Origin of the sequence: Nitrosopumilus zosterae, assembly GCF_025998175.1 — an archaeon.
GTDB classification, from domain to species: domain Archaea; phylum Thermoproteota; class Nitrososphaeria; order Nitrososphaerales; family Nitrosopumilaceae; genus Nitrosopumilus; species Nitrosopumilus zosterae.
On the sequence record NZ_AP026695.1, the window covers coordinates 646,529 to 671,682 of the forward strand.

Here is a 25,154-nt window from a genome sequence, read left to right on the forward strand (position 1 = left end):
ATATAATCATAAAAAATTTGTAATTTGTAGTGTTGTTTGATCAAAATAAACAAAATAAAAAAGTAAAAAACATGGCTAACTTGTAAAATTAACCAAGATCTACTATTGCTGATGATATGTTTGGAACTGTACGCTCTACTGACAATGGTGCTCCAGTTGGAAGAATTACTTCGGCTCTAATCACATCAAGTGATTGTGGTCTTTCAGATTCTGAAAATGCTATTGCTAACATTCCATGTTCACCTTGATCCAAGATAAAGTTGTCATTTCTATTCACATTGAAATAAAACACTGCTTTTGTTTCAGCTGGGCTAGTATCATTTACAGGATTTGATGATATGTATCCTGCAGTAACCGATGCTTGCATTGCTTCTGCCAATGTATCATATGTTCCTACAGATAATGCTCCTGCAAAGATATTGCCGTGCTCTACATCGTTACTAATATAACGAATGGCCGCATTCGAGGGATTAAGGTTAATTGCTGACCCTCCGGAGACAATCTTTAGTGGAACGGCTGTCGCATTAAGTTTTCCTGCAGTAATGTGACCTGAACCCACAACTTTACCTGCAATCTCTAATGCACTACTTGCTTCATCTGCACTTGAGACTATGGCATTTTTTGTTTTTTGCGTAGTTGAGAATCCCATGTTAAGTACAACAAATGCTAAGGCTGCAGCTACAATTACAAATGCAATCATGACTATTGCAGACTCTACACCGATTACTCCACGATGAGAATGTCGCGTTCCCTTTCGTTGTAATTTCATTGATTAGAAAATGAATAATGAGGGTATATCATGGCGTGTGTTTGCTGTGATCGTACAACTTCTCTGAATGTGGGTGTTCGTTTGCAAAAAACACACAGTATCTAATTATGTCAAAATTTGTTTAAAACTTAATGAAAAATCAACGACTTCTAAGTTATAAGATTCCTAGTGGTGGATCAGATATATACCAGAAAAACTCAGAGGAGAAAGTAATATGTTAAGTAAAGATGAAATCTATAATTCTCTAGTTCATTTCGGTTTAGAAGAAATAGATGCCAAAATCTATGTAGGTCTACTTCAAATGGGTTCTGTAACTGTAGGTACAATGGCACAAAAACTAAACGTCGATAGAGGAAAGGCATACAGATCTCTTAACAAGCTGAGAAACATGGGAGTTATTTCAACAACTTTTTCAAACCCTACTATTGTGAATGCTGTGGAGCCATCAGAAGCATTGACAAGTGTAATTCAAAAGAAAGAAGATGAAATAGTGATGTTGCAAAAGTTGGCAAGAACTGTAATTGAAAGTCTACATAATTATGAAAATAATGTAGCTGCTACTGATTTGTCATCATTCTCTATTGTTCAAGGAAGATCAAATATCTACACTAGAATTGGAAAACTAATTCAAGAATCTACAGATAAAATCTTCCTGGTTACAACTTCAGATGATTTGATGAGGATGTATCATACATCTATTCCAGATAAAATACATGCAAAAATTAGTGCAGGTGGTGAAGTGAGAATAATCACTAATGACTGTGATTCCAAAACAATGGAGATAATTGAGCAGTTAGGTACACCTGAAGTTAAAATTGGAAAACTACCATCTAAAAGTAGAATGATTGTAGAGTCCAAACATCAACTAATAATGTCTGGTGCAATGAAAGAATCTATGGATCTTAACGATGATGTAGATTCAATCATGTACACAAATTCTGAAGAGATGGTTGAAAACATGTTTAGTTTGTGTACTCATTTATGGAAAAAATCAAAACCAATGGAAATACTATCTTCCAATTAATTTTTTCTTTTTTATTTTATTAATTCTTTAAATTCAAACATATTTGATATGCTTTCAAAAATCACTTCATTTGACGCAATTTCTTTAAAAGTTTTATTTGTTTTAATCACTTTGGATAAAATTTCCATAGCTTGTTTTGTATTGCCTTGTATCATCTGAATCTTTGATTTTTGATATTGCGCATAATAATAACGGTCGTCATTCTCTGGAATTTGCTCTAGACAAAGAATTGCATCCTCATATTTTTGTTGAGAAAAAAATGCCATCGATTTTTTCAAAATTATGTTTGAATCTAGAGGATTCATACTCAGCGCTTTCTCAAAAGAGTCTATTGCCTTCTCAAAATTATTCAAAATTAGATGTGTTTTACCAAGTTCATAAAATGCATTTGGGTTGTTTTTGTTAGTTTGGATTATTTTCATGGCTATCTGGCCTGCTTCTTCATGACGCCCAAGAATGGACAATAGGTGTGATTTTCTCTCTAAAATTGATGTTGATGATGATTTTGATAATAGTTGATTAGTATAAGATAACCCGTTTTCATAATTTCCAACTTTTAATGATAATTCAGCTGCATTTTCCAGTGCTTCCATATTGTCTGGCTCTGATTTGAGGATGTTTTCTATACATAGAAGAGCTTCTTGAAATTCTTGTTTTTGAGCAAATATTCTTGCTTTGTAAATGAGTGCAATATTGTTTGTTTTTGTTTTACCTAAAACCCCGTTAAAAATAGTTAATGCATCAGCAGTTTTGTTGTTGTTGAATAACAATATTCCTTTCTTTAATAATTGCTCTCTGGGTTCTGATGTTGAATCTACTAAATGATCACAACACTCTATTGCTTCATCAAGTTTTCCGTTCTTTTCCAACAATTCGATTTTATAATTTAACGCTTCTTTATGGTTTGGTGAAATTTCTAAAATTTTGTCAAAATTAGACATTGCTTCATTAGTATTATTTATGTCCATGTGTGTTTTTCCTAAAAGTATGCGTGCCTCTATGTTGTTTGGTGTTTTGTTTAACACTTTTTCAAAATGTGCAATTGCATCATTGAAATTATTGATTTCAACATATGTTTTTCCTAAAAGTAAGTGAGCTTCTACATGGTTTGGTGAAATCTCTGCAAGTTTATTCAAATAGATCAAAGCCTTTTGAGATTCATTTTGTTTTGTGAATGTCTGTCCTAACAACAACAATGAGTCTCCATGATCATTATTTGCAATGATTGATTCTAATGTACTAACTCCATCTTGAATATTCCCGATTTTTATTTGTGATTTTCCTAAATAAAATTTGGCATCTAAATTTTCAGATTCTAACTCTAGTATATTTTGAAATTGTTTGATTGCTTCTGAAAAATTTTGTTTTGCAAACATGATCTTTCCTTTCATAAAAAATGCTTCTGGGATGTTCTTATACGTAGTTAAGGCTTCATCATAACATGTTAACGCCTCATCTAATTTCGATAATTTAAAAAGACATAATCCCTTGTTACATAAAGCTGAATATGATTGAGGGTTTTTCACTAAAGCGCTTTCATAATACCTTAATGATTCAGAAAATTTTCTACACGCAAGAAAATAATTTGCAAGATTTAGATCATCTGTAAAATCTTCAAAATCGTCATCTCCGTCTATTTCCCCTTTAATTCTCTCTCTTGAATCTAATAATTTCTCGATTTTTGATCTTACTTCTGTATCAATTTGGGGCAATTTAGGAAATAATGTTCTAAATGATACTCTGTTTTCCTCCAAAATGCTGCCTATTAGGCCATTTACCATCTTAAATTTAACCAATGCAGAATTTGCAGACATTAATTATGCAGATATTTTTGTTGTAATAGCATTCTGTACGTTCAATTTGTTTAAACTGAGCATTTTTGTTGGAAATATTTGTGCGTTCAATTTGGGTGAACTTATGATTATAATGTTCATTTAAGTTGTTTATATATTGAAATCAATATTGTTTGGGGTGTCTCTTTTGTTGACTTTCTCTTTGATGGGTTATGCTTTTGCAATAGAAAATGAGTATGATTTGGAATATAATCTTCTCCCTAACAAAATTCACAAAAATGATGTAGTTACTTTAGAAGTGTATAACATGCATGGTAGTCAAGTATCTTTGGATAAAATACGTGATCTAAAAGTAGAATCTCTTGATAAATCTATTATTGAAATAATTGATTTTGAAAAAATCCATTCTTATAAAACTTTGATCAAATTAAAAGCATATGCTGAAGGTGAAACGATTCTTTATGTTTTTACTGAGGGTTCTAAATTATTGGAGATTCCTGTAAAAGTTTATGGAAATAATCTCCCAAAAAATATCTCTCTTGATCTATTTCCTGATGTTTTTGAAATAGACCAAAACAATCAAGGAATATTGTCACTTTTACTTACTGATGAAAATGGTGTGGTAACAAGAGCAGATAAAGATTATTTAATAAAACTTGGCGCTTCCAAATCGGGAGTTATCACTTTTAGTGATTCTACTGCGATTATATCTAAAGGGGAGTTTGAAACCATGCAGACTTTTACCGTTAATAAAAAAGGTTTAGTCACTATTACTGCAAAGTCAGATGATCTTGAGTCATCTAAATTATTGACTGTTGATGAATCTGCCGATAGAGAAATTCAAATATTTATAATTCCTGAAGATATTAGTTCGTCTAATACTTCAAGTGGACATTTAATTGCACAGTTATTTTCAAATGGAAAGTTAACTAAAGCTACAAAAGACATCACTGTTTTCTATGAAATTGAAAGTTCAACTGATTCAGAAACTGTAAACACAAGTTCTGATGTTAATACTATAAACCCTAATGGATACTTTCAAATTCAAAAAGGACAAACTTATGGCCATGAATTATTTTCAATTCAAAAAGGTGAAACTGACTCATACACGCTTACTGCAACAACTCAAGATCCATTAATGATAGTTGAAGAAACATTTGAAACAATAGATGTTGAATTGTATGGCCATGAACAAATAAAATTTGAACCTCTGTCTGTTTTATCTGATGGCTCTAGGCAGTTAATAGGTGTGCTTTATCTTGAAGATGAAAATGGCCATCCTGTAACTGCTGATAGAGATATCGTTGTTCCATTTACTACCTCTGATAAAACAATCTCTATTGAGAATTCCATTATTAAAAAAGGATTTGAATCTGCTTTGGTATTTGGAAACATGGGGTATTTTGTACCTACAAATTCTGACATTGCCCCGAATATTCCCAACTCTGAAGTTGTTACACTAGATGTTGATGGATTTGATGACGATTCTGTATCCTTGAAGACTCATGTGTCTACAGATCATTTTCTAAAAGGTGAACTACATTGGATTGCCGTCTATATGGAATCTTCTGATGGGTTGTTTCAAATTCCAAATTACCTTAAAATCGATGTCTCTGATTCTGATATATTTGTAGTTGATAAAGAGCACATAATGAAATATCCTTATTTTACAATAATCCCTATAATGGCAGTTGATTCAGGTGATGAAGATTTAGTAATTAATGCAGGTGAATTTGAAACTAGTATTTCATTATCTAGTGTTTCATCAAAACCTGATTCATTATCGCTTGATCATTCTGATAGATTATTTAATGGAGTTAAAGATACCTTTGTTTTGCAAATATTAGATTCCTCAGGATTTCCTGTACAAATTAATGAAGACATTAATGTCAAAATATTTTCTTCTGATTCATCCATACTTGATTTTCCTAAAAGTGTAACAATTCCCAAAAAGTCTAGTTTTACATTGTTTGATCTAGAACCTACATCTTCTGGAACTCTTGATGTTTCTTTTGTTTCTGAGGGATTACCAATACTTACTGAAGAGATCGTAGTCGAGGAAATTACCCCTACAATACAAATCACTAGCGCTGATATTGTGGAAGAAGGAGATTCTTTTATTGTTTCGATTTTGGCAAAACAAAATGGGGTTCCTTTACAAAATGCTCCTGTTATTTGGGAATTAGAGGGTGGTATAACTACTATCAGTGATGAACAAACTGGTCCCACAGGTGAGGCGATTGCATCTATAATTTCTACTTCGGATGAATCTGTAAAGATTTTGGCTAGTATTGATGGTCCTATTCAATCAGCATTTGCATCAAAAATTATCAAAGTCAATTCAACATCTGTTGAAATGATTCAAGAATCTGATGATTCATTTAAGAAACCCGATGTTGCAGGATTTGATCCTATCTTGGTTATGGTTCCTGCTGCACTTGTGGGAATGATATTTTATATGAAAAGAAAATCAAAATAAATTATTTTTTATGAATTAATTTTTTAAAATTAAAATTCTGCAAGTCGTTTTAGTTCTTTTAATATTTTATCATTATTTTGTATTATGTCTTCTGGTGTGCAATTAAGCATGTGCCCATTCTCTATTTTATAAAATTCCCATTCCTCACAAATTGTATTATTTGAAATATTTGAATTATCATACTTCCAATCAAATCCGTTAACTGTATCTGGATCTGGAAATGATGGTCCTCTCTGAAGAATCATTGTTTCTTTATCATAATTTATTTTGACTTTGGAATTTAATGCGCCTGGGTACATAAAAATAACATTTGGATGAGAAGTTATTGCTAAAAATTCGTTTTCTGTAACAAATTCATTATGAAGCAATACTATTGAATTAAAATTATCTAAAATCTCAGGATTTTTGTCAATATCTATATCGTCTATTACACTATATCCTAAGAATTCTAAAATCCTAAAACTTTTTGCGCCTACAGAAAAAATAGGATCATAATATTCTTCAATTTTTATCTCTGAACATGTATCACATCTACCTAAATAGAAATCATGAATTCCTCCCCATGCATACGCTGTTTGTGTAAGGATGGGATATACCACTGCAGTTTTTTCGGGAGCGCTAAGTTCATCATATTGGTCAAAAAATCGAGTTTCTGGCATTTGAGATATTCTATACTCGTCAAAATCATTGGATGTGTTTAGTGCTTCTGAAGAACCTGTTTTCAAAATAATTATCACTGATAGCATAATCAAAATTGAACAAATCATAATTTTTCTACTTACTGGCAATATTTTTTATGCCTAAGAATAATACAAAAAGAACTATTTGTTCGAATTAAACAATATGAAAGGTTTGTTCATGGTGGACAGACTCTCATATATCGATGGATAGTTAATAAACAAATTCAAATGTTAGGCATATCTTATGTTCTTAAAAATAAGAAATTAATTCATTTCACTAAAAAAAATCTTACACATAAAACAAAAGTATCCAAAATTAAACATCAGAAATCAATTCTAGTTTTACAAATAGGAATATTGATATTTTTCGGAGGTTATTTTACTGGACTTCCATCTTCATCTGGTGAAAATGAAGAACTTCTAAATTATGTTGGCTTTTTTAATTCCGAACATACTGTCGAAAATTTGCGAGGTGATTCTATCAGTCTTTCTAAATACTGGCGACTTTCTCAAGGATCTTCATTAAGTGTAAATATTCTAAATCCTGTTTCAATTTCTAACGAATCCATTGAAACTATTAAGGAATCTATATTATCAAAAGAAAAAATTAATCTTGAAGATTCTTTATTGCACAAAGGACCTCAGAATTCTTTTTCAAATTATTACGTTGGTTGGGCTGGAGCCCTTGAAAATACTCCTGAAACAAAAATTCCAATCCCCAAAAATTTTGAAGTTCTAAACTCACAAAAATCAAATGGTGATATTGTTGTGATTTTATCAAACATTAAAGATCGTTCAGGTAATACTGGTTATACCAAAACAATTCTGGAAGGTGAAGAAATTGTCAAAGCCTTCATAACAATTTATGATGTCGATTCACTTTCAAATACTCAGCTTGGAACAATTATGAGACATGAATTTGGGCATGCATTGGGATTGGGACATTCAACTGCTCCTGAAGACCTCATGGCCCCAACTATTGATATGACTTATCCATATATCTCCGATTGTAACATAATTGCAGTAGCTGATTTGTATAATGAGAATTCTGATGGAACTACAATATGTGAAAAATGAGCTTAGATTCAACAAACAAGTCTTGATAACGACAAAATTGGTAAAATAGAAATGGTCAAAAAATTACTAATAGCAGAAGACAACAAATTTACTGCGATGCAATATAAAAAATTCTTTGAAGCGAATGGTTATGATGTTGATATCTTTAACAATGGTGCTATCTGTCTTCAAAAATATGAAAATGAATTAAGATACAGGAAAATTGTGTTAAAGGATAAAACACCTCCCTATGATTATGTTTTATTAGATCAGGATATGCCAAAAATGACGGGTACTGTAGTGTCTGAAAAAATCCATAAACAATGTCCTCGACAGAGAATTATTTTCTTGTCTGCATATGGTCAAAACATCATGCAGTCAAATGAAAGCACAAAAGATTCCTATCTTCAGATCATGCAAAAACCATTTTCTTTGGAATTTTTACTAAAGAAAATTACTCCCAGATCCTTTTCAAGCATAAAAAGATCTAATCAAGAAAATAATCTGTTAACCGCAACTCAAAGTCCAGAGACAATTCGATAATTTTGTTCAAAGAGAAGCGATTTTGATTAAAAATGAGGATCATCGAGATTATTGTCTATTCCTTTTTTTGGGATTATGATTGTAAATACTGTAGGTGGTGAAGTGACAAAAATTTTTCCTCCATGTCCGTTAATTATTGATTTAACGCTGGCTAATCCTAGGCCTGTTCCTTGCTGTTTTGTAGTAAATAAAGGTTCAAAAATTTCTTCTATAATGTCACTTGGAATTCCTTTTCCTGAATCTTTAATTTTGATGACTATGTTTTCTCCTTTATCTTCTAAAATAATTTCTATGGTGCCTTTTCCTTCAATTCCTTGAATTGCATTTAAAATTAAATTGGTAATTGCAACTGAAAGTCGTTTTTTATCACAATAAATTTCAAAATCATTTTTCGAAATTTCAAAATAAATTCTGTCTGGAAGATTAATTGAATCTAACGAGTCTGCAATGATTTCAGAAATTAGGGTTTTTTCAAATCGCATAGGTTCTTTTCTAATGAAACCTAATACATCGTCTATTTGATGAGATATTCTGTCTATTGCACGCTCAACCCTATCAAAATGCTTTGTTTCTAATTCATTTTTGCCGTATATGATCTTGAGATTTTCAAGTGATACTCTAATTATTGAAAGGGGATTTCGAATATCATGTGATAATCTTGCTGCTAATTCTCCAATAGTGACTAGCTTTTCTTGCTTAACCAATTTTTTTGATTGTTCTTCAATTATTTGATTGGATTTTTGTAATTTCATTAATGTCTCTTCCATTTTGTTTTCTTTTTCTTTTTGATTTGTAATATCAAAACGTATGGCGATATATTCTATAATTTCTCCATCTTGATTTTTAATAGGTATGATGGTTGCTTTGTTCCAAAAAAGCTCCCCATTTTTTCTTTGATTACAAATTTCTCCTGTCCATATTTCTCCTTTAGAGATTGTTGCCCATAATTCATCATAGTATTCTATGGGATGTACGCCACTTCTCAACATTAATAGATTTGTTCCAATTATTTCATTTTCAGCAAATCCTGAAATTTCACAAAACTTTTGATTTACATGTGTGACAATTCCATTTGTATTCATCACTGTTACGATTGATGAAGAATCAATTGCTCTTCGTAAATTATCTTCTAGAGAATTTTGTTTTTCCATTTTGGATATCTTCATTTTTTCTGCCATGCTCAGCCCAACAAAATAATATTGAATTGCTTTGATTTATGTGCATCTCACATAATGGTATGATGATGTTTGCATTTTCCAAAATAGATAATTTGATTATTTTTAATAAATTGAACACTATTTTCTCTCTTCTGATTTAATTTCCCACTTTTTAGTACCGAATCTTGAAGTTTCTAATTCCAAGTGCCCTATGACTTTATCTCCATTGAGAACTTTGGCATAATCTGATTTTTTTCTACGAATAATCCTTGCTTCTTCTTTATAGCCTCCTTCTATCATCTTTATTCCAAATCTTTTTCCAGCTTTGGAGATTAACTTCCTACTTTTAATTGAGTCATCTGATAATAACAATAAATCAAAGTCACCAAAATTCTGTGTTGATAAAACACTATTTTTTAATTTTACTTGTAATTTTAAATCTGAATCTTTTGCTTGTTCATTTAACCAACTTGCAACTTTTTCACCATTGCCTTTTTCAGCTCCATAAACCTGTTCTTTCATGGATTTACTCACAACAATCTATTAATATGATTTTTTAATAATTCTGTTTTTTTAGTTTGATGGTGGTTTTCTGCCAATTTGGAATTGGTTTTTTACCTTTTTTTCCATCTAATCTATAACTTTTCTTGTGATATTATGAATATGTACAAGATATCTGTTCATTTAGGTACCTGTATTGCAACCCAACAAAACAAACCAACCTCATATTGGACTGTGTTGAACCATTATGGGATCACTCATACTGATCTAAAAAAACTGAATTTATCATACGAGGAACTCTATGAGATATATAAGATAATTCAAAGACATGAAGAAATACGTGAATTCCTTAAAAATCTAAAGGAAAAAATTGCAATGACTGCAAAAAATAACAATGTATCGTAATTCAGATTAGAGATTTCACATTTTTTGAAATTTGAACAGGTTGCCTACTTTGTACATACAACACCCCATTAACTAATCTGTTGTAATTATATTGTCATCGATAACTCTCAATGGGATGTCGCGTCCTTTGCGACTCCCCCTTTTAGGGGGTTCGATTTTTTTATTTTCAAAATTGTATATTTTATTAAATGATTTTCTTTTTGTTGTATCTTTGACTAAAAATTTATTTGTTTTATGTGAACAAACCAAATGATTTATTTGTATTTTTAAAAGAATAACATGGTAAAAATATCATGTAACAATTATGGATTTGATTGTAGTTTTGAAATAAATGGCAATACAAATGAAGTGATTGAAAAATATCAAAAGCATTCTATTGATGAACATGGAATAGAATATAGCACTGAAGGGATTAATCAATTGCTTCTTAGAATGAAGAACTAATACGGTTTATTCTATTTATGAAATTCTATGAGTTAATTTTTTGATACTATGAGCAATTTATGAATATTAATTATTATTCATTAATCTCAATATCTTCTAAAACCTCTAAATGGTATAAGTATGACTCAAAAATCATTGGGACATTTTGCTGCAGCGATTTTTTAATATTTTTAGAAATTTCTGTGGTTTGGTTCATGTTTGTAGTGCTATTTTCCAGTATGAAAATATGTTGAACGAAATTTGGTTGACTAATACATGAATATGTTTTATTGAAAAATATCTCTTATTTTCTCTAATATGTTCTAGCATTCATGAGTATGTTTGAAATAAACAAACTGTACGTAATATGGTGCTTAGAATAATTTCTTGTGATGTTGGTAGATAATCCTATGGAACGGGATCCAGTTTTACGTGACTTAACTGAAATTTCAGTTAATGCACTAAAAGATTTAGAACTAGCTAGAAAGGAACTTAAAGAAAACGATCTACGAATGCAAGAAATGAATAAACTTGCAAATGAACGAGTAAATGAAATGTCTAGAGTTAATCAGCAACTTCAAGACAAAATCTCTTTTGTAGAAACTATGACCAAATCAATCCAAGAAAAAAATGAACACCTTGAAAAAGAACTAAAAATTACTGAAACAGAAAAAATCAATTATAGCAAACTCAATTCATTGTTAAAAGAAGATCTTACTAAAGTAATTAAAAAAGAAAAAGAATTATCCGTCAAACAAATTTTTCTTGAAAGAAAAGTAAAAGAGCAGGCCGAAAATTTATTGAAAGGCGAAAAAATGTCTATAATAGGAACATTTACGTCTAGATTGGCTCATGATATAAGAAATCCTTTATCGAAATTAAAAATGTCTCATGATATTTTATGTAATTCTCCAAACATGCCGGTACTTGAAAAAATAAAACATCAGCAACGAATTGAATCTGCTATTTCTAATATGACTCATATCATTGAAGATGTTTTGGAATTTGTTCGAATGTCTGAGCTTAACATGCACGAAACATCATTAAAAACAATAATAAAATCTAGTATTGAAGGAATTCATATTCCGCCATCAGTGAAATTAGAAATTAAAGGTGATGATCGAATGGCTTTATGTGATTCTCGAAAATTAGAAGCGGTGTTTATCAATCTTATTACAAATGCTATTGAATCTATACGTGGAAAAGGATTTGTAACTATATTCATTAAGGATAGCAAAGAAAATATTGAAATATGTTTTGAAGATTCAGGCTCTGGTGTAATTCCACGTTTGCAGGAGAAAATTTTTGAACCTATGTTTACAACAAAACAACATGGCACTGGATTGGGATTGGCTATTTGTAAAATGATAGTTGAACAACATGGTGGTAGATTAATTTACAAAAATACTCCCTCCACATTCTCGGTATTTGTGCCAAAAATTAATAATTCAAAAATGGTAACACAATAGTTCACGCAAACTTATCACGAATAATCAATTGTAACTTGGCTGAACAAATAATGAACTGTATGTATTGTTCATTGAATTGATATGTTTGTAAAATTCATGCACAAATTATAATTAAAACCATCTTTGAAAACACATAAAAAATTATGTCTGGATTAAAATTTTGTACCACGATTTATGGGAAGTGTGTTTGAAAAAATCACACTAGTCAATATGTATCACAATTGTCCTTTGTTTAGGTGTGGCTAGGAAATTTCCTGTAATATTACTTGTTGATGATTCTCAGGCATTTAGAGTATTTTGTAGGGATGCCATTAAAAGTTCTATAAAATTTATTCAAGTTTTAGAGGCTTCCGATGGAATTGAAGCCTTAAAACAATATCAATTACATAGACCTGATGTAATTTTATTAGATTTAAAAATGCCTAGATTGGAGGGTGATAAAGTTTTGGAAATGATCAAAAAAAATGATCAAAATACAAAAATCATTGCCACTTCAGCTTATGGGCGAGATCAAGAATCTATTAACAAATTACTAAAAATGGGTGCAATAAGCTTTGTACCAAAACCTCTGAATCGTATTGGTTTGATGAAAGAGATTACTGACGTTTTGGCAAAAGGGAAAATGCCTGGCACAAATTTTACCAAATCTATTCCTGCCAGTTAAGCTAAAAAATATTTTTGTTTTAGAATTATCAAATTTTTAGAATCATATGTGTTCTGTTGAATTTTACCCTTGTTGTTTCATAAATTTAGGCATAAACGTTAGATATTTTCAAAAATATATGAGGAGAAATGCCTAATACATGCTGTTTTTTTGATTAAAATAAACATCTGACACGTTGTTCAAAATAAGCTGTCAGAAATTCAGTTTGATCATCTTGATCATACCATTACGCATTACTCACCTGTAACTTAATTTATTGTGGAATAAATGAAGTGGAATTCAAAAATAATCTGTATTTCTATGATGTTATTTGCAATTTTGTATATTTCATCATTTGATCAAGTTTTAGGAAATCATAAAATTGGTGATGATGTAATTCATAAAGATCTTTATGAATTAAAAGTTAAGTCTTCACCACCAGGATTACATATTGATGGTTCAGGAATGTATGAAGAAAATTCTTGGGTTGTAATTGGAACTGCTAAAGAAAAATGGGGTGCATATGAATTTGTCAGTTGGACAGTAAATAATGAATTGGTAGATGGTAATCCCATCAATGTTTTAATGGATGAAGATGTTACTGCTGTTGCAACATATGCATTACATCCAGCTCAAAAACAAGATAGTGTGAACTTTTTACAAGATTCAAGTAGTGGTACAACATATGATTTGCGAATTATTTCTCCATATGGAAACACAGTTGGAAGTGGCAGTTATGATTCTGGAGAAATCGTAAATTTTAATGTATTAGAACCATATGTTTATGATGAAAATGATCCTGGAATACGTTATGCCTTTTCTGAATGGAGTGATGGCTTTACTCCAAATTTGAAAACTAATTTTATAAAAATGGATGAAGACAAAACAATTACTGCAAATTGGGATGTCCAATACCGATTACAAATATTGGATTCAACACAAAATATGAAAGTAATCAACACCAGTTGGCATAATGTTAATTCCACTGCTCCGCTAGTTATGAGTACAGTTGATTCTGAATCTGATGGAAAAATAAAACGAACAATAAATGAATGGGTAAGCAGCGGCTCTAATTTTGCCGATATCAAAGATTCTACAAAACCCATCACCAGTGTTAAAATGGAAAATCCCTATTCTATCTCCGTAGATTGGAAGGATCAATTCTATCTTGATGTTAAAAGTAAATATGGTCAAGTTGAGGGAAGTGGTTTTTATGATGAAAACGATGTGGTTGTTGCCTCGATTGATTCTACAACTCAAGATTCAGGCATTCCCGGAACAAGATTGATTTTTGATGGTTGGAGTGGTGATGTGAATTCTGATGGAAAAAATATTCAGGTGATCATGAATTCTCCAAAATCTATTGAGGGAATATGGAAAAAACAGTATTTACTTACTGTAAACTCTGGATATGGAACTGGTAGTGGAACATATTGGTATGATGAAGGAAGTATGGCTAAATTTGGAACAAGCATACCTAGAGATCCTGCAGGAATGTGGAAACAAACCACCTTTCAAGGTTGGGGTGGTGATTCACAAAGTACGTCTCTTAGCGGAAGCTTGTTGATGAACGGTCCAAAAACTGTCACTGCACAATGGAATGAAGATTACACTATAGCATATTTGAATATCGGGATAATATCTGCCGTTGCAATTGGGGGACTTGTTGTATATAATAAAATAAAACAAAATGACAAACAGAAAAACTACAGCACCAAAGAAATAGTTGAATCGATAAAAGAAAAAAGACAAAAACCATCAGGTTTAAATAAATTATTTGGTGGAAAAATCAATTTTGGTAAAAATGCATTTGCAATAGAAAATAAAGATTACGAGATAGTTTTAGAGAATGCTGCATCTGAAAAGAAAGTTTTGTTAGAGAAGACACAAGAATTAAGAGAAAATATTGAAGAGGAAAAAAGAAATGTATTTAAAAAATCAATGCAGTTAGATAAACGATTATCTGAAATAGAACTTGAACAAAAAGAATCAGAAATTGAATTTGAAAAAAAGAAATTAGAAGAAAAAACAAAATTACTTGAAAAAAACCTATCCGATGTAGAAGAAGAAAAACAAAATATTCTTAAAGAAAAAGAACTACTTGAAAAAAACCTCGCTGATTCAAAATTTGAAAAGAAAAAAATAATGATAAAACTTGAAAATGCTATTGAAGAAGTAAATCTTCAAAAGAATAATTTGGCAGAAAAAACTGCAAAACTTGAAGAATCACTATCCGAAGTTGAACGTGAAAAGAAAAGAATCATTCAAGAAAAAATTCAATTAGAAATAAAATTACAAGATGTGGAACAACAAAAGGATAGAATTCTTGACAAACTTGAACAAAAAACACATACCATTGAATTGGAAAGAAAAGAATTGGAAATTGATCTTAAAAAGAAATATGCTGAAGTAGATATTCAAAAAAAGAAATTATCTCAAAAAACTGAACAATTAGAAAAAAATCTTGCTGAAGTAGAATTCCAAAAACAGAGTTTAACTCAGAAAAAAGAGAATTTAGAAGATAGTATCACTGATATTATTCTACAAAAAAAGAAAATTTCTTCAGAATTTGAGAATAAGACTGAACTATTTGAATTTGAAAGACAGGCACGAATTAAAAGAATCACTCAATTAGAAAATCAACTCACTAAGACTGAATCTGAGAAAAAACAGGCTGAAATAGAACTTCAAAAGAATCTCTCTGCAATTGATCTTACTAAACAAAGAATTCAACAAAAAACTGAACAATTAGACAAAAATCTATCTGAAGTTGAATTACAAAAGAAAGCAGTCATTTTTGAAAAAGAAGAATTAGAGAAAAGCATAACTGCTGTGGAGCTTGAGCGAAAAATTCTATCCCAAAAAACTAACGAATTAGAAAAAAGTCTTTTAGAAATTGAGCAAAAGAAAAAGATTCATGCTGATGAAATTCAGAAGAATTTTGCGGCTATCGAATTGCAGAAGAAGGGTGCTTCTCAGAGAATATTAGATCTTGAAAAAAGAATCAAAGAAGTAGAAATAGAAAAGAAAAAAGTAGCAGAAAATCTTGAACAAAAAGAATCTGAAATTCAATTAATTAAAAAGAATTATGATGAAAAATCAAAACAACTTGAAATTGATCTACAGACAGTTAATTTTCAAAAAACGAATCTCTTTGAAAAGACAAAGAAACTAGAAGAATCTTTACTTCACGTAGAAAACGAAAAGAAAACCATGATTGATAAAAAAAGAAAGTTAGATGCAAGTTTATCTGCAATTGAATTTGAAAAAATGAAATGCTCAGTTGAACTAGAGAAAAATATTGGGAATGTTGAACTTGAAAAAAAGAAATCGATCATCAAGCTTGAAAATGAAATTGCCGAAGTTCGTCTTCAAAGACAAAGTTTAACTGAAAAAACTGAGCAATTCAATAAAAATCTTGAAGAAATTAATTTACAAAAGAAAGAATTAACTGAAAAAACAAAACAATTGAACAAAGCTATAGAAGATATAGAGTATGAGAAGAGAGAAATATCTAATAAATTAAAAAATAAAGAAGCAGAATTTGAATTAAAAAATCAAAGCAAAACAATTGAACTTCAACGAAAAGAAAATGACCTAAATTTTGTTAAACAAAATTTGGAGCATAAAGCAAAACAACTTGAAAGTAACTTAGCCGAAGTGGCCATTCAAAAGAAGAATCTATCTTCCCAAAGAATTGAACTTGAAGGTAAATTGTCAAAAATTGATATTGAAAAGAAAAAACTTTCCTCCGAACTTGAAAGAAAGGAATCTTTGATTGAGGTCGAAGAGAAAAGACTGGGGCAAAAAATATGGGATTTGGAAAAAAGAATTGCCAATTTCTCTCTTGAGAGAAAGATTGCCTCAATTGAGCTAGAAAAGAAGAAAATCAATGCTGAACTTGAAAGAAAACAAACTCTAATTGACCTTGAAAAGGAGCATCTTTCTCAAAGAAGGGAGGAACTAGATAAGAGCATTGCATCAATTGAAATTGAAAGGGACATCATTCCTACTGAAATTCAAATGCAAAATCATTCTAAATTATCCAAGAAGAACATTTCTTCAAAATCGAAGGATTTGGAAAATATCATTACAGAAATTGAACTTGCAAGAAAAATTTCTGCAGTTGAACTTGAAAGAAAAGAATCTGTAATTCAACTACAAAAACAACGTCTGGATGAACAAACTGCAATATTGGAAAAACGAATTTCAGGACTTGAAGTTGAGAGAAAAATTTCTGCAGTACAAATTGCACGAATAGAATCTGAAATAGAACTTGAAAAGAAGAATTTAGAACATCAAACACGCGAATTTGGAAAAAATAATTCAAAAAATAATGCTTTGACAAAGAAAGTTCTTGATTATTCTTATTCTGCAAACTTTGACAACAATTCATATGAAAAATTTAGAGAATGGTCGAATGTTCTGGAAGATGAATTATCTATACAACAATTATCTGATGATGAACACACTACATATTCTGGTGATAAATAATGGGTTTATTTTTGCTTGCTGTGTTACTGTTCTCTACCTTTGGGGTTGTATTGCTGAGCACTCAAGGTCTTGCAAACCCTTTAGATACGCCATCCAATGTAAGTAAAATGGGGTCTCTACAAGTTTTTGATTCTTCTGACAGTACTCTACTAGGATTGAATTTAGGAACTTCTGATGCTATATCTTCTGTAACTCTTACCTTTGATTCTAATATTCCGGAAGACACTACTGTAACTATTTCATTAAAAGATGCCAATGATGTTGAAATTGGAACTGGTTCTACAGTAACTGGTAGCCCAACTCAAACTGTAGTTATTAGTCTGAGTGATTCTATTACTGATCCAGAAAGACGTACTTTGCAATATGCCAGTATTACGATAGCCTGAAGGTGATATATTGGATCTCAAAATAATTTTCTTCGTAGGTGTATTAATTATCACTGTATCCACAATAGGATTGGGTTCAAATCTAAATAGTTCAATTACGTTTAATTCCATTGGAAGTGATGATAACATTTCATCTCGTGCATCTGAGGTAGATATTACAAATGTGGTGCATTCTACAAGTGGCAATAATATTGATTCTTCCACAATCACTATTCGAAATACTGATAGTGTTTCTCACTCATATCGTATCTGTGTAATTACAAAAGCTGGATCTTCCATCAGTGATACTGTTGGTACTGCTCCTGATTGTGCAACTACTTTAATTTCTTCTAATAATATAGATTCTGTTGTAGTTCCTTTTACAAACCCTCTGAATAAAACTACTGTGGATTTTGCTGATATTTCAATACAAGAAATCACTTAGAATACAATCTATAAAACTTTAAAACGGAAATAAATTATTTATTTTCAGAAAAATATCTATTTCATACATTTTATTTATCCAATTCTTGAATTGCTATGGATATGTCTACAAGTTCACTAACTTTAACTCCGTTAGAAAAATCAATAAATTGATTCTCTATTTTTCCATAAGGTTCAATTTTTTCTGTATTTGTACATGCAAGTGGACTATCTAACGATGGTGTGAATTTTTCTAATGGTCCTTGAACTATGGTGCAAATTTCAAAAGAATGCCCTATATCATCATCATTGATAACTGAAAATCCGATGCCACTAATTTCAATAACTCCATCTGGTGAAACTCTTTTTGTCCATGAAAAATCTTCAATATGCCCACGAGGAGTAACTGCTGAATTTTCTATAAATTCTGAATTTGAGAATGATTGTGTTAGAATTGATTCATCTGCAATAGCCATTGTGGTGGTTGCAATGATTAGAATTACTATGAAACTAGCATGAATAAAGAATTTTTGAAAACCATTTTTTCCATCAAATTTTATTTTATTTGTAACCTTTTTCAGGCTTTTTTCAAAATAACCATGATTCAATTTGATTCTTCTTAATTATGGGAATCATGCATATTATCAGATACGGAAAATATTCTAATTCTCGTATTCCATAATGGTATTTTATAGGAATTCTGTTCTGCTTTTTAAAAATCACTTTAAATAATTTTCATCTAAAAAATGGGGGGAATTAGCTGATTTTCGCTAATATTTGTAATTAGTATAGGAATGGTGTTAATTGCACTAATTATCTGAAGTACAAGAATCATTATTCCGCCTAACGCAAATATTAATTTCAAAGGCTTTATTTCGTCACTTTTATTATCTTGGATTTTTCGTGAAAAAAGATATAGCATGATGATTGCCATTGTTAGCATTCCAAATGATACTGAATTTGCAATAGTTGGCTCAAAAATATTTGAAAAAGGTATATTCATTGTTTTGGATAGTCTAATGTCAAATCCTAAAGTAACTTGAGTTAATACATAATTTATTACTACAGAAATCATTCCAATTTTAAAAATTATAAAACTTTCTGAGGATTTCTTGTTATTGGTTTTGGATTTATTTTTATTAAACATTATCAAAGCCCATATTCCAAAAATTGACATACCTATAGGGGTTTGTAAAAATAATGAAGTATATCCTACATATGGTATCACAAATATCGATCTTCCAACTACTTTGTCAACTGGAATTACTCCTGGATCATTTTTTTTATTGTTATCTCCTTTTGTTATGAATCCTTCATCTGTTTGTTCTACTATTCTGTGTACAACATTTTTGTTATCTTCATTAACAAATCCTATTATGTCTCCCAGAAAATATTGTTGTTCTTGTTTTAGTACAACAAACGTACCACTTTCTATAACTGGGTACATGCTATTGCCTACGAGCATAATGTATGTTGTATCCCCGTAAAGTTGAACCGGCCAAAAATATATCAAAATTGGAATAAATAAAAGTGTTACAAGAATTTTAATTTTTTTCTGAATCATATCTTTTCACATAAGATATTTAGAAAATAAAAAAATGATTGTTGATCATTCTTGGTCTAGTTCTTCTATTGAAAAACTAATGTCAACTATGCTGGTTACATTTACCGGTGTTACAAAATCAATTGTATGACCAGTTGAATTTGCATATGCTGCAACACTTCCTGTAGTAGTGCATGCTGGGGGTGAACCTGCTGCAGGAGAATATGTTCCAATTGGTCCTTCAATAACTGCACAGATCTGGAAATCATGTGCCTCTGTTCCATCTTCATTACCTACTGCAAAAGTAATCTCATCAGTTTCAATTACTCCTTCTGTTGAAACCTCTTCAGTCCAAACTAATGCTGTAATATTTCCTCTTGCTGTTGTCACTGCATTATTGTCGCTTGCTCCAATTAGGTTAAATGTTGGAGTGTTAGTAAGACTAGCTCCAAATCCTATGGTGGATGTTACTAGAATTGCTACTCCTATTAGTGCAATAATGGGTAAACTGTTCATATTAGAACAATCAAAATGTAATTATTATCATCTAGTTATTTCATAGTAAACAAGCTACATGCATTCAAATCATTTAATTTCTAAAATATATGAATAGATATTCTTGTTGATTTTCTCTGCCCAAACAAAACCTTCAAATCTATATTTCCAATAATTTAGAAAAAATGTTACTTTGATCTAATTATTCCAACTGACATGTGCCTTTTTTTATAATTATTTTATAAAATTTTTGTTAAATTATGCTGCATTTTTATCGTTTTACAAATTCTATAAAGAATTAGACTCATCAATTTCTTACAGACTTTGACATGAGTCCAATTCTTTTCTCAACTTAAGACCAACCACGGGATGGTATGTTGGTGACAGTTACAACACTACTAATTAATTAGTATGTATTTTTCTGTGTGTCCTAATTGATAAAACACTAGTAATTATTAGATGATTATTGATATTTTTACCGAGAGATATTGCTGCTCAAAAATTTTGATATCGATGCCTGCTTTCCTAATTATTAATGTAAAAGAAAAATAATTCTCACATAATTTTAACATAATATTAAAATTACACCACAATTATTTTGATCAAGATTTTTTTACAATATACTTGCTCATAAATTTAATTCGTTTTTTACCCATGTGATTATAATTTCTAAACGGATTTTTATCCTATTTGGAACAAGTGAATTTTAAAAATAATGTGACTCTTTTGTCTATATAATTTGAATCCTTCACTTATGATCGTAGATTTAAAGATGTACGTATGCTTGAATCTCACACTTTCTTCTCAAAGATGGTCGATGAACTAGTAGAATTCTCTGAACATGATCCTGAATTAGCTGACGGAATAAAATGGCTTGATGATCAGGCTCAAAAAAAAGGCATTACATTTTATGATATGGTTTTTGAAGTATTGTACAAACATGATGTGAACTCTAAAGCAAAAGAGTGGCTTAGTACAAGAAATTAATTATTTTCTCAAATCTAGAGTTTTGTATTCACAACCTTCTGGCCCACAATATTTTCCAACATATGTTGCCTTTGGTCTATACAGTGCTGGCTTTGGTGCTGCCTCTGCAAATTTTTCCTCAATTATATGTGCTGCCCATCCAACAACTCTTGAAATTGCAAAGATTGGGGTGTTCAAATCCATTGGGATTTTTAACATATAGTATAATGATGCACTGTACAAGTCAACGTTTGGATAGATGTCTTTGTTTTTCTGGGATTTCATTTCAGAAATAGTTACAGTTTCAATTTTTTCTGTAATTGCAAACCATGGTTCTTTAGTTTTTTCTGCTAACTTCCTTGATAACTGCTTTAATACTTGTGCTCTAGGATCATATGTTTTGTAAACTGCATGACCCATACCCATAATTCTTTCTCCTTTGCTCATTTTTTCTTTAATCCATTTTTCAACTTTTTCTATGTCTCCAATTTCTAACAACATCTTCATCACTTCTGTATTTGCACCTCCATGTAGTTCGCCACTAAGTGCTCCAATTGCTGCACTACATGCTGAATACATGTGTGCTCTAGTTGATGCAACCTGTCTTGCTGTAAATGTGGATGCATTGAAAGTATGGTCTGCATGAAGAATCAAGCACACATCAAAGATTTTTTCCACCTCTGAATCTGGTCTTTCCCCTGACATCATATATAGAAAATTTGCCGCATGGCTTAATGTTGGATCTGGATCTACAATATCTAATCCGTTTCTAATTCTATTCCAACTTGCAATAATAGTGGGTACTTTTGCAATTAGATTTATTGCCTTATCATAACTGGCCTCTTTATTTGCAAATTCTTCATCATAATATCCCGCAAGAGCTGCTACAAAAGCCTGAAGCATATCCATTGGGTCTGCATCTTTTCTCCAGTTTCCCATGTTTTTTTGCATCTGTTTTGGAATAAATCTTGCATCAATTAATTTAGAATTGAATTCCTCTAACTGGTTTCTGGTTGGCAGATCATCATAAAGCAGCAAATATGCTGTTTCCTCAAATGTTGAATTTTTGGTAAGTTCTAAAATGTCATATCCTCTGTAAATCAGCCTGCCTCTTTCACCATCAATGTTGGAAATTTTGGTATCTGCTACCTCGATTCCTCTGAGGCCTATGTTTTTAGTCTCCATGATGAGCCTATCAAAAATCTTTTATTATATTTTCTCCAAAATTATGTCTATAAAGTTTAGTAATTAGTCTAATCGACCAACTTTTGGTCATAAATGATAATTTTTAATTCAAAATTAATTGACTCCCAAAGAGCGTAAAGATTTGAAAAAACTAGATGATTTGGTGCTTAATGCATCTTCAGATGAATTAAAAAAAATCCAGGAAATCGATCATCAGACCCAACTGGAAGGACTATCATTCTTTGAAGTATATGTGGATTCGAGTTCTTTAATTCATAAAAATATTAAAAAATCATCAAGACGATCCTGATTTCATTCTTCATTTAAATGAGGGTAATTAATTTTTCATTCTGTATTGACAGTATCTAAAACTAAAAAACATACAACCAAAAAGATTGTTAAAAAAACCGTCACAAAAAAAGTCTCTAAAAAAATCAATAAAAAACCTACAAAAAAAATCACTGCTACAAGAACTGTTAAACCACAACGTACCAAAGTAATTTGCATTTCACATAAAGAAGATTGTGATGGAATTAGTTCTGCTGCATTGATTAGACAGGCATTTGGTGGTGATGCAATATTGGTTGATTATCCAGGCCAAATGGAAGCACTAAATCAAGTAGTTTTAGATGAAAAATTAAAATCATTATTTATTTGTGATTTAGGTCTTAGCAAAAAAACCCAAGATGAATTTATTGATATTATGACAACTTTAAGAAAAAATAAAGTGTCTGTGACTTACATTGACCACCATGACATTGATCCTAATGTTCTGAAGGCATTAAATAAGATCAAAGTAAAAATAATTCATGATACCAATGAATGCACTGCAGTTTTAGTTTACAATGCATTTAAATCAAAACTAAATGATCACGCATCATTTGTTGCAGCATGTGCTGCAATCACTGACTATATGGAAACTCGACCAATTGGTGCAAAGTTATTACAAATCTATGATAGACAATTTGCATTGATTAGCGCAACTGTTCTTACCTATAATATTGTAGGGCATCAAAAAGAACCTGACTATCTTTTGTATTTGGTTGAGGAGTTGGCCGATTCTAAATTCCCGCATGCGATACCAAATACTTTTGAGTTTGCACAAATTCAAGTTGAGAAACTATCTCAAATGATTGCCAAGGTCAAACAAGGTCTGAAGACTATGAAGAATCTTGGATATATGGAAATTCTTGATGCTGGTGCAAGCGGTGCTGTTAATTTTGTTATGGGGTTGTCTGGAAAAAATGTAGGTGTTGCATACAAAGAACGTGTTGATCATGGAATTTATGCAGTATCTGTTCGTGGTTCTAAAGACTGTAAAGTTCATCTAGGAAAAATTGTCAATATTTTGGCAACCAATCTTGGAGGATCAGGCGGAGGCCATGATAAGGCATGTGGTGCTGTAATACCAAAACCTAAAATTAAAAAATTCATCACTGAATTAAATAAACAAATAAAATAATTCTTTTAATCTATCTTGATTGAAAATGCACAAAGTTCTCCCTTGCTTTTACTCAAGAATTTTGCAATCTTTGCCATGAATCCGTATTTTTTATCTCTCATTTCTATTGTACTTTTTGTTTGATTACCATCTAAAATTTTCACAGTTCCTGAAATCCATTCTCCTGTGACTTTCCCTTTTATGGTACATAGAGCAAATTTTACTTTTGGATTATTTTGAAGGCGTTTTATTTTACCTGTATTGCTTCTCGTTACTACATACACAAAGTCATCATTAATTACAAACCATACTGGAGTTTTGACCGGTTCACCATTTTTTCTATATGTTTCAAGTACTATGTATTTTTCTGATTTTATTTTCTCTAAACTAATCATGTTGTTTTGATGTATTCTCAGATTAATATCTGAATGGTGTGGCAAGTTTTAATTTTGTTGAAACAATAATTATAGAAATAATTGACATTGCTAAAACCAATGATGTTGTAACTCCAAATTCTGGAACTACTACTCCGTCTTTAATTTCAACTTTGATTGATTCTTTATACTCTGATGAAGATCCGTGATTTGCAGTGATTGTGTACATACCGTCTTCCTTCCACATTGGACCGCCTATTTTAATTTCTGCTTGAAAATCCCCATACATTCCAGGTGTGACTTGATCAATTGTTATCATGTTCCCTATTGGTGATTTTACAATCAACGTGATATCTGTTCCTCTAAAATTGGTGTTTCCTTTGACCATAATAACATCTGAACCGTTTTCAGCTTCAGCTTGTATGGTGATTTCCTTTGAACTTTTTTGTTGTTCTTTTTCTACTATTACTTTTGATTCACTTGTCTGAATATCTGAATTTCTTGGAATCTCTTGTGAAATAACTGTGAATTGAGTTTGTGCAACTGATTTTGTGTCATCGTGGCTTGCAGTTACAATGTATTCTCCTGGCTTAAAACTTGGAATTGGCGGATTTAGTAATTTTCTAAATTCTCCATTATCATCAATCGTAACTTGTGGTGCAAATACTAATTTTCCGTCTGGACCGATGACTCTTAATTTTACTGGCTTGTATTGTGCAACATCTGTAATTTTACCTGTAACCCAAATTGATTCTAATGCTTTGATCTTTGTTTCTGACGTTTGTACTTCTATGGTTGTATTTGCAAAAGCTAAAGTTGAAACCAATGATATTGTACACAACATTAATAATGAAATCTTGAACACTTTTTCACTGAATTTTTAGAGTATATGAATTGTTTCTTAGAATCAATAGAAATCTTCTTAT

Annotated in this window: 24 protein-coding genes; 13 read left to right on the forward strand and 11 right to left on the reverse strand. The window is 30.9% G+C overall.

Annotated elements, in window-relative coordinates:
- Positions 1-88: 88 nt before the first annotated feature.
- Positions 89-769, reverse strand: a complete 681-nt coding sequence (locus OO712_RS03850; RefSeq protein ID WP_264953901.1) for a flagellin — start codon at positions 767-769, stop codon at positions 89-91.
- Between the two features lie 214 nt (positions 770-983).
- Between OO712_RS03850 and OO712_RS03855 the strand changes: the two genes are divergently transcribed.
- Entirely contained in the window at positions 984-1,793 is an 810-nt protein-coding gene (locus tag OO712_RS03855) for a TrmB family transcriptional regulator (protein ID WP_109877313.1), read from the forward strand.
- 11 nt (positions 1,794-1,804) lie between these two features.
- Here OO712_RS03855 and OO712_RS03860 read toward each other — a convergent pair whose 3' ends face one another.
- Complete coding sequence (locus OO712_RS03860) at positions 1,805-3,607, reverse strand: tetratricopeptide repeat protein (protein WP_109877312.1); 1,803 nt, start codon at positions 3,605-3,607, stop codon at positions 1,805-1,807.
- 157 nt (positions 3,608-3,764) lie between these two features.
- Between OO712_RS03860 and OO712_RS03865 the strand changes: the two genes are divergently transcribed.
- Entirely contained in the window at positions 3,765-6,065 is a 2,301-nt protein-coding gene (locus OO712_RS03865; RefSeq protein WP_264953982.1) for an Ig-like domain-containing protein, read from the forward strand.
- A 29-nt stretch (positions 6,066-6,094) separates the two neighbouring features.
- On the opposite strand, the gene OO712_RS03870 is transcribed toward OO712_RS03865, so the two are convergent.
- Positions 6,095-6,832 (reverse strand): hypothetical protein, encoded by a 738-nt coding sequence (locus tag OO712_RS03870; protein ID WP_225866909.1) that lies wholly within the window; start codon positions 6,830-6,832, stop codon positions 6,095-6,097.
- Between the two features lie 141 nt (positions 6,833-6,973).
- On the opposite strand from OO712_RS03870, the gene OO712_RS03875 reads away from it, so the two are divergent.
- Positions 6,974-7,822 carry a matrixin family metalloprotease gene (locus OO712_RS03875; RefSeq protein ID WP_109877309.1) on the forward strand — a complete coding sequence of 283 codons (849 nt, stop codon included), beginning with the start codon at positions 6,974-6,976 and terminating at the stop codon, positions 7,820-7,822.
- Between the two features lie 51 nt (positions 7,823-7,873).
- On the forward strand, positions 7,874-8,344 hold the full coding sequence (locus OO712_RS03880; RefSeq protein WP_109877308.1) for a response regulator: 471 nt from the start codon (positions 7,874-7,876) through the stop codon (positions 8,342-8,344).
- Positions 8,345-8,370: 26 nt separating this feature from the next.
- Here the strand turns inward: OO712_RS03880 and OO712_RS03885 are convergent, their stop codons facing one another.
- Positions 8,371-9,522 (reverse strand): two-component system sensor histidine kinase NtrB, encoded by a 1,152-nt coding sequence (locus tag OO712_RS03885; protein WP_109877307.1) that lies wholly within the window; start codon positions 9,520-9,522, stop codon positions 8,371-8,373.
- A 117-nt stretch (positions 9,523-9,639) separates the two neighbouring features.
- Positions 9,640-10,023, reverse strand: coding sequence for a hypothetical protein (locus OO712_RS03890; protein WP_109877306.1), 384 nt, complete (start codon positions 10,021-10,023; stop codon positions 9,640-9,642).
- Positions 10,024-10,158: 135 nt separating this feature from the next.
- Between OO712_RS03890 and OO712_RS03895 the strand changes: the two genes are divergently transcribed.
- The 7 genes from OO712_RS03895 (at position 10,159) to OO712_RS03925 (ending at position 18,246) form a co-directional block, all read left to right on the forward strand.
- Positions 10,159-10,407, forward strand: a complete 249-nt coding sequence (locus OO712_RS03895; RefSeq protein ID WP_225866908.1) for a hypothetical protein — start codon at positions 10,159-10,161, stop codon at positions 10,405-10,407.
- 279 nt (positions 10,408-10,686) lie between these two features.
- Positions 10,687-10,851 carry a DUF1059 domain-containing protein gene (locus tag OO712_RS03900; protein WP_109877304.1) on the forward strand — a complete coding sequence of 55 codons (165 nt, stop codon included), beginning with the start codon at positions 10,687-10,689 and terminating at the stop codon, positions 10,849-10,851.
- A 389-nt stretch (positions 10,852-11,240) separates the two neighbouring features.
- On the forward strand, positions 11,241-12,299 hold the full coding sequence (locus tag OO712_RS03905) for a sensor histidine kinase (protein ID WP_225866907.1): 1,059 nt from the start codon (positions 11,241-11,243) through the stop codon (positions 12,297-12,299).
- A 238-nt stretch (positions 12,300-12,537) separates the two neighbouring features.
- The gene (locus tag OO712_RS03910; protein WP_109877302.1) at positions 12,538-12,963 is read left to right on the forward strand and encodes a response regulator transcription factor; all 426 of its coding nucleotides are present in this window, start codon (positions 12,538-12,540) and stop codon (positions 12,961-12,963) included.
- Between the two features lie 267 nt (positions 12,964-13,230).
- The gene (locus OO712_RS03915) at positions 13,231-17,436 is read left to right on the forward strand and encodes an InlB B-repeat-containing protein (protein WP_146196005.1); all 4,206 of its coding nucleotides are present in this window, start codon (positions 13,231-13,233) and stop codon (positions 17,434-17,436) included.
- Positions 17,436-17,822: a hypothetical protein gene (locus tag OO712_RS03920; RefSeq protein WP_109877300.1), complete on the forward strand. Its 387-nt coding sequence runs from the start codon at positions 17,436-17,438 to the stop codon at positions 17,820-17,822. The genes OO712_RS03915 and OO712_RS03920 overlap by 1 nt, the downstream gene beginning before the upstream one ends.
- A 10-nt stretch (positions 17,823-17,832) precedes the next feature.
- On the forward strand, positions 17,833-18,246 hold the full coding sequence (locus OO712_RS03925) for a hypothetical protein (RefSeq protein WP_109877299.1): 414 nt from the start codon (positions 17,833-17,835) through the stop codon (positions 18,244-18,246).
- Positions 18,247-18,316: 70 nt separating this feature from the next.
- Here OO712_RS03925 and OO712_RS03930 read toward each other — a convergent pair whose 3' ends face one another.
- The 3 genes from OO712_RS03930 to OO712_RS03940 all read right to left on the reverse strand — a co-directional run bounded on the left by OO712_RS03930 (position 18,317) and on the right by OO712_RS03940 (position 20,283).
- Positions 18,317-18,832 (reverse strand): hypothetical protein, encoded by a 516-nt coding sequence (locus OO712_RS03930; protein WP_109877298.1) that lies wholly within the window; start codon positions 18,830-18,832, stop codon positions 18,317-18,319.
- 131 nt (positions 18,833-18,963) lie between these two features.
- On the reverse strand, positions 18,964-19,788 hold the full coding sequence (locus OO712_RS03935; protein ID WP_225866906.1) for a signal peptidase I: 825 nt from the start codon (positions 19,786-19,788) through the stop codon (positions 18,964-18,966).
- A 45-nt stretch (positions 19,789-19,833) separates the two neighbouring features.
- Positions 19,834-20,283: a hypothetical protein gene (locus tag OO712_RS03940; protein WP_109877297.1), complete on the reverse strand. Its 450-nt coding sequence runs from the start codon at positions 20,281-20,283 to the stop codon at positions 19,834-19,836.
- Positions 20,284-21,042: 759 nt separating this feature from the next.
- On the opposite strand from OO712_RS03940, the gene OO712_RS03945 reads away from it, so the two are divergent.
- Positions 21,043-21,249 carry a hypothetical protein gene (locus OO712_RS03945; RefSeq protein WP_109877296.1) on the forward strand — a complete coding sequence of 69 codons (207 nt, stop codon included), beginning with the start codon at positions 21,043-21,045 and terminating at the stop codon, positions 21,247-21,249.
- Here OO712_RS03945 and OO712_RS03950 read toward each other — a convergent pair whose 3' ends face one another.
- Positions 21,250-22,413 carry a citrate synthase gene (locus OO712_RS03950; RefSeq protein WP_109877295.1) on the reverse strand — a complete coding sequence of 388 codons (1,164 nt, stop codon included), beginning with the start codon at positions 22,411-22,413 and terminating at the stop codon, positions 21,250-21,252.
- Positions 22,414-22,768: 355 nt separating this feature from the next.
- Between OO712_RS03950 and OO712_RS03955 the strand changes: the two genes are divergently transcribed.
- Entirely contained in the window at positions 22,769-23,875 is a 1,107-nt protein-coding gene (locus OO712_RS03955) for a DHHA1 domain-containing protein (protein WP_225866905.1), read from the forward strand.
- A gap of 5 nt (positions 23,876-23,880) precedes the next feature.
- Here OO712_RS03955 and OO712_RS03960 read toward each other — a convergent pair whose 3' ends face one another.
- Together OO712_RS03960 and OO712_RS03965 are read right to left on the reverse strand one after the other, a co-directional pair.
- Positions 23,881-24,249, reverse strand: coding sequence for a PPOX class F420-dependent oxidoreductase (locus tag OO712_RS03960; protein ID WP_109877293.1), 369 nt, complete (start codon positions 24,247-24,249; stop codon positions 23,881-23,883).
- A gap of 22 nt (positions 24,250-24,271) precedes the next feature.
- A complete protein-coding gene (locus OO712_RS03965; RefSeq protein ID WP_225866904.1) occupies positions 24,272-25,054 on the reverse strand; it encodes a PEFG-CTERM sorting domain-containing protein in 783 nt (260 codons plus the stop codon).
- Between the last annotated feature and the right edge of the window lie 100 nt (positions 25,055-25,154).

Coding starts and splice junctions, on each gene's coding strand:
- OO712_RS03850 (WP_264953901.1), bottom strand. CDS start 769: ATGAAATTACAACGAAAGGGAACGCGACATTCTCATCGTGGAGTAATC.
- OO712_RS03855 (WP_109877313.1), top strand. CDS start 984: ATGTTAAGTAAAGATGAAATCTATAATTCTCTAGTTCATTTCGGTTTA.
- OO712_RS03860 (WP_109877312.1), bottom strand. CDS start 3,607: ATGTCTGCAAATTCTGCATTGGTTAAATTTAAGATGGTAAATGGCCTA.
- OO712_RS03870 (WP_225866909.1), bottom strand. CDS start 6,832: ATGATTTGTTCAATTTTGATTATGCTATCAGTGATAATTATTTTGAAA.
- OO712_RS03875 (WP_109877309.1), top strand. CDS start 6,974: ATGTTAGGCATATCTTATGTTCTTAAAAATAAGAAATTAATTCATTTC.
- OO712_RS03880 (WP_109877308.1), top strand. CDS start 7,874: ATGGTCAAAAAATTACTAATAGCAGAAGACAACAAATTTACTGCGATG.
- OO712_RS03885 (WP_109877307.1), bottom strand. CDS start 9,522: ATGGCAGAAAAAATGAAGATATCCAAAATGGAAAAACAAAATTCTCTA.
- OO712_RS03890 (WP_109877306.1), bottom strand. CDS start 10,023: ATGAAAGAACAGGTTTATGGAGCTGAAAAAGGCAATGGTGAAAAAGTT.
- OO712_RS03895 (WP_225866908.1), top strand. CDS start 10,159: ATGAATATGTACAAGATATCTGTTCATTTAGGTACCTGTATTGCAACC.
- OO712_RS03900 (WP_109877304.1), top strand. CDS start 10,687: ATGGTAAAAATATCATGTAACAATTATGGATTTGATTGTAGTTTTGAA.
- OO712_RS03905 (WP_225866907.1), top strand. CDS start 11,241: ATGGAACGGGATCCAGTTTTACGTGACTTAACTGAAATTTCAGTTAAT.
- OO712_RS03915 (WP_146196005.1), top strand. CDS start 13,231: ATGAAGTGGAATTCAAAAATAATCTGTATTTCTATGATGTTATTTGCA.
- OO712_RS03920 (WP_109877300.1), top strand. CDS start 17,436: ATGGGTTTATTTTTGCTTGCTGTGTTACTGTTCTCTACCTTTGGGGTT.
- OO712_RS03935 (WP_225866906.1), bottom strand. CDS start 19,788: ATGATTCAGAAAAAAATTAAAATTCTTGTAACACTTTTATTTATTCCA.
- OO712_RS03940 (WP_109877297.1), bottom strand. CDS start 20,283: ATGAACAGTTTACCCATTATTGCACTAATAGGAGTAGCAATTCTAGTA.
- OO712_RS03945 (WP_109877296.1), top strand. CDS start 21,043: ATGCTTGAATCTCACACTTTCTTCTCAAAGATGGTCGATGAACTAGTA.
- OO712_RS03950 (WP_109877295.1), bottom strand. CDS start 22,413: ATGGAGACTAAAAACATAGGCCTCAGAGGAATCGAGGTAGCAGATACC.
- OO712_RS03960 (WP_109877293.1), bottom strand. CDS start 24,249: ATGATTAGTTTAGAGAAAATAAAATCAGAAAAATACATAGTACTTGAA.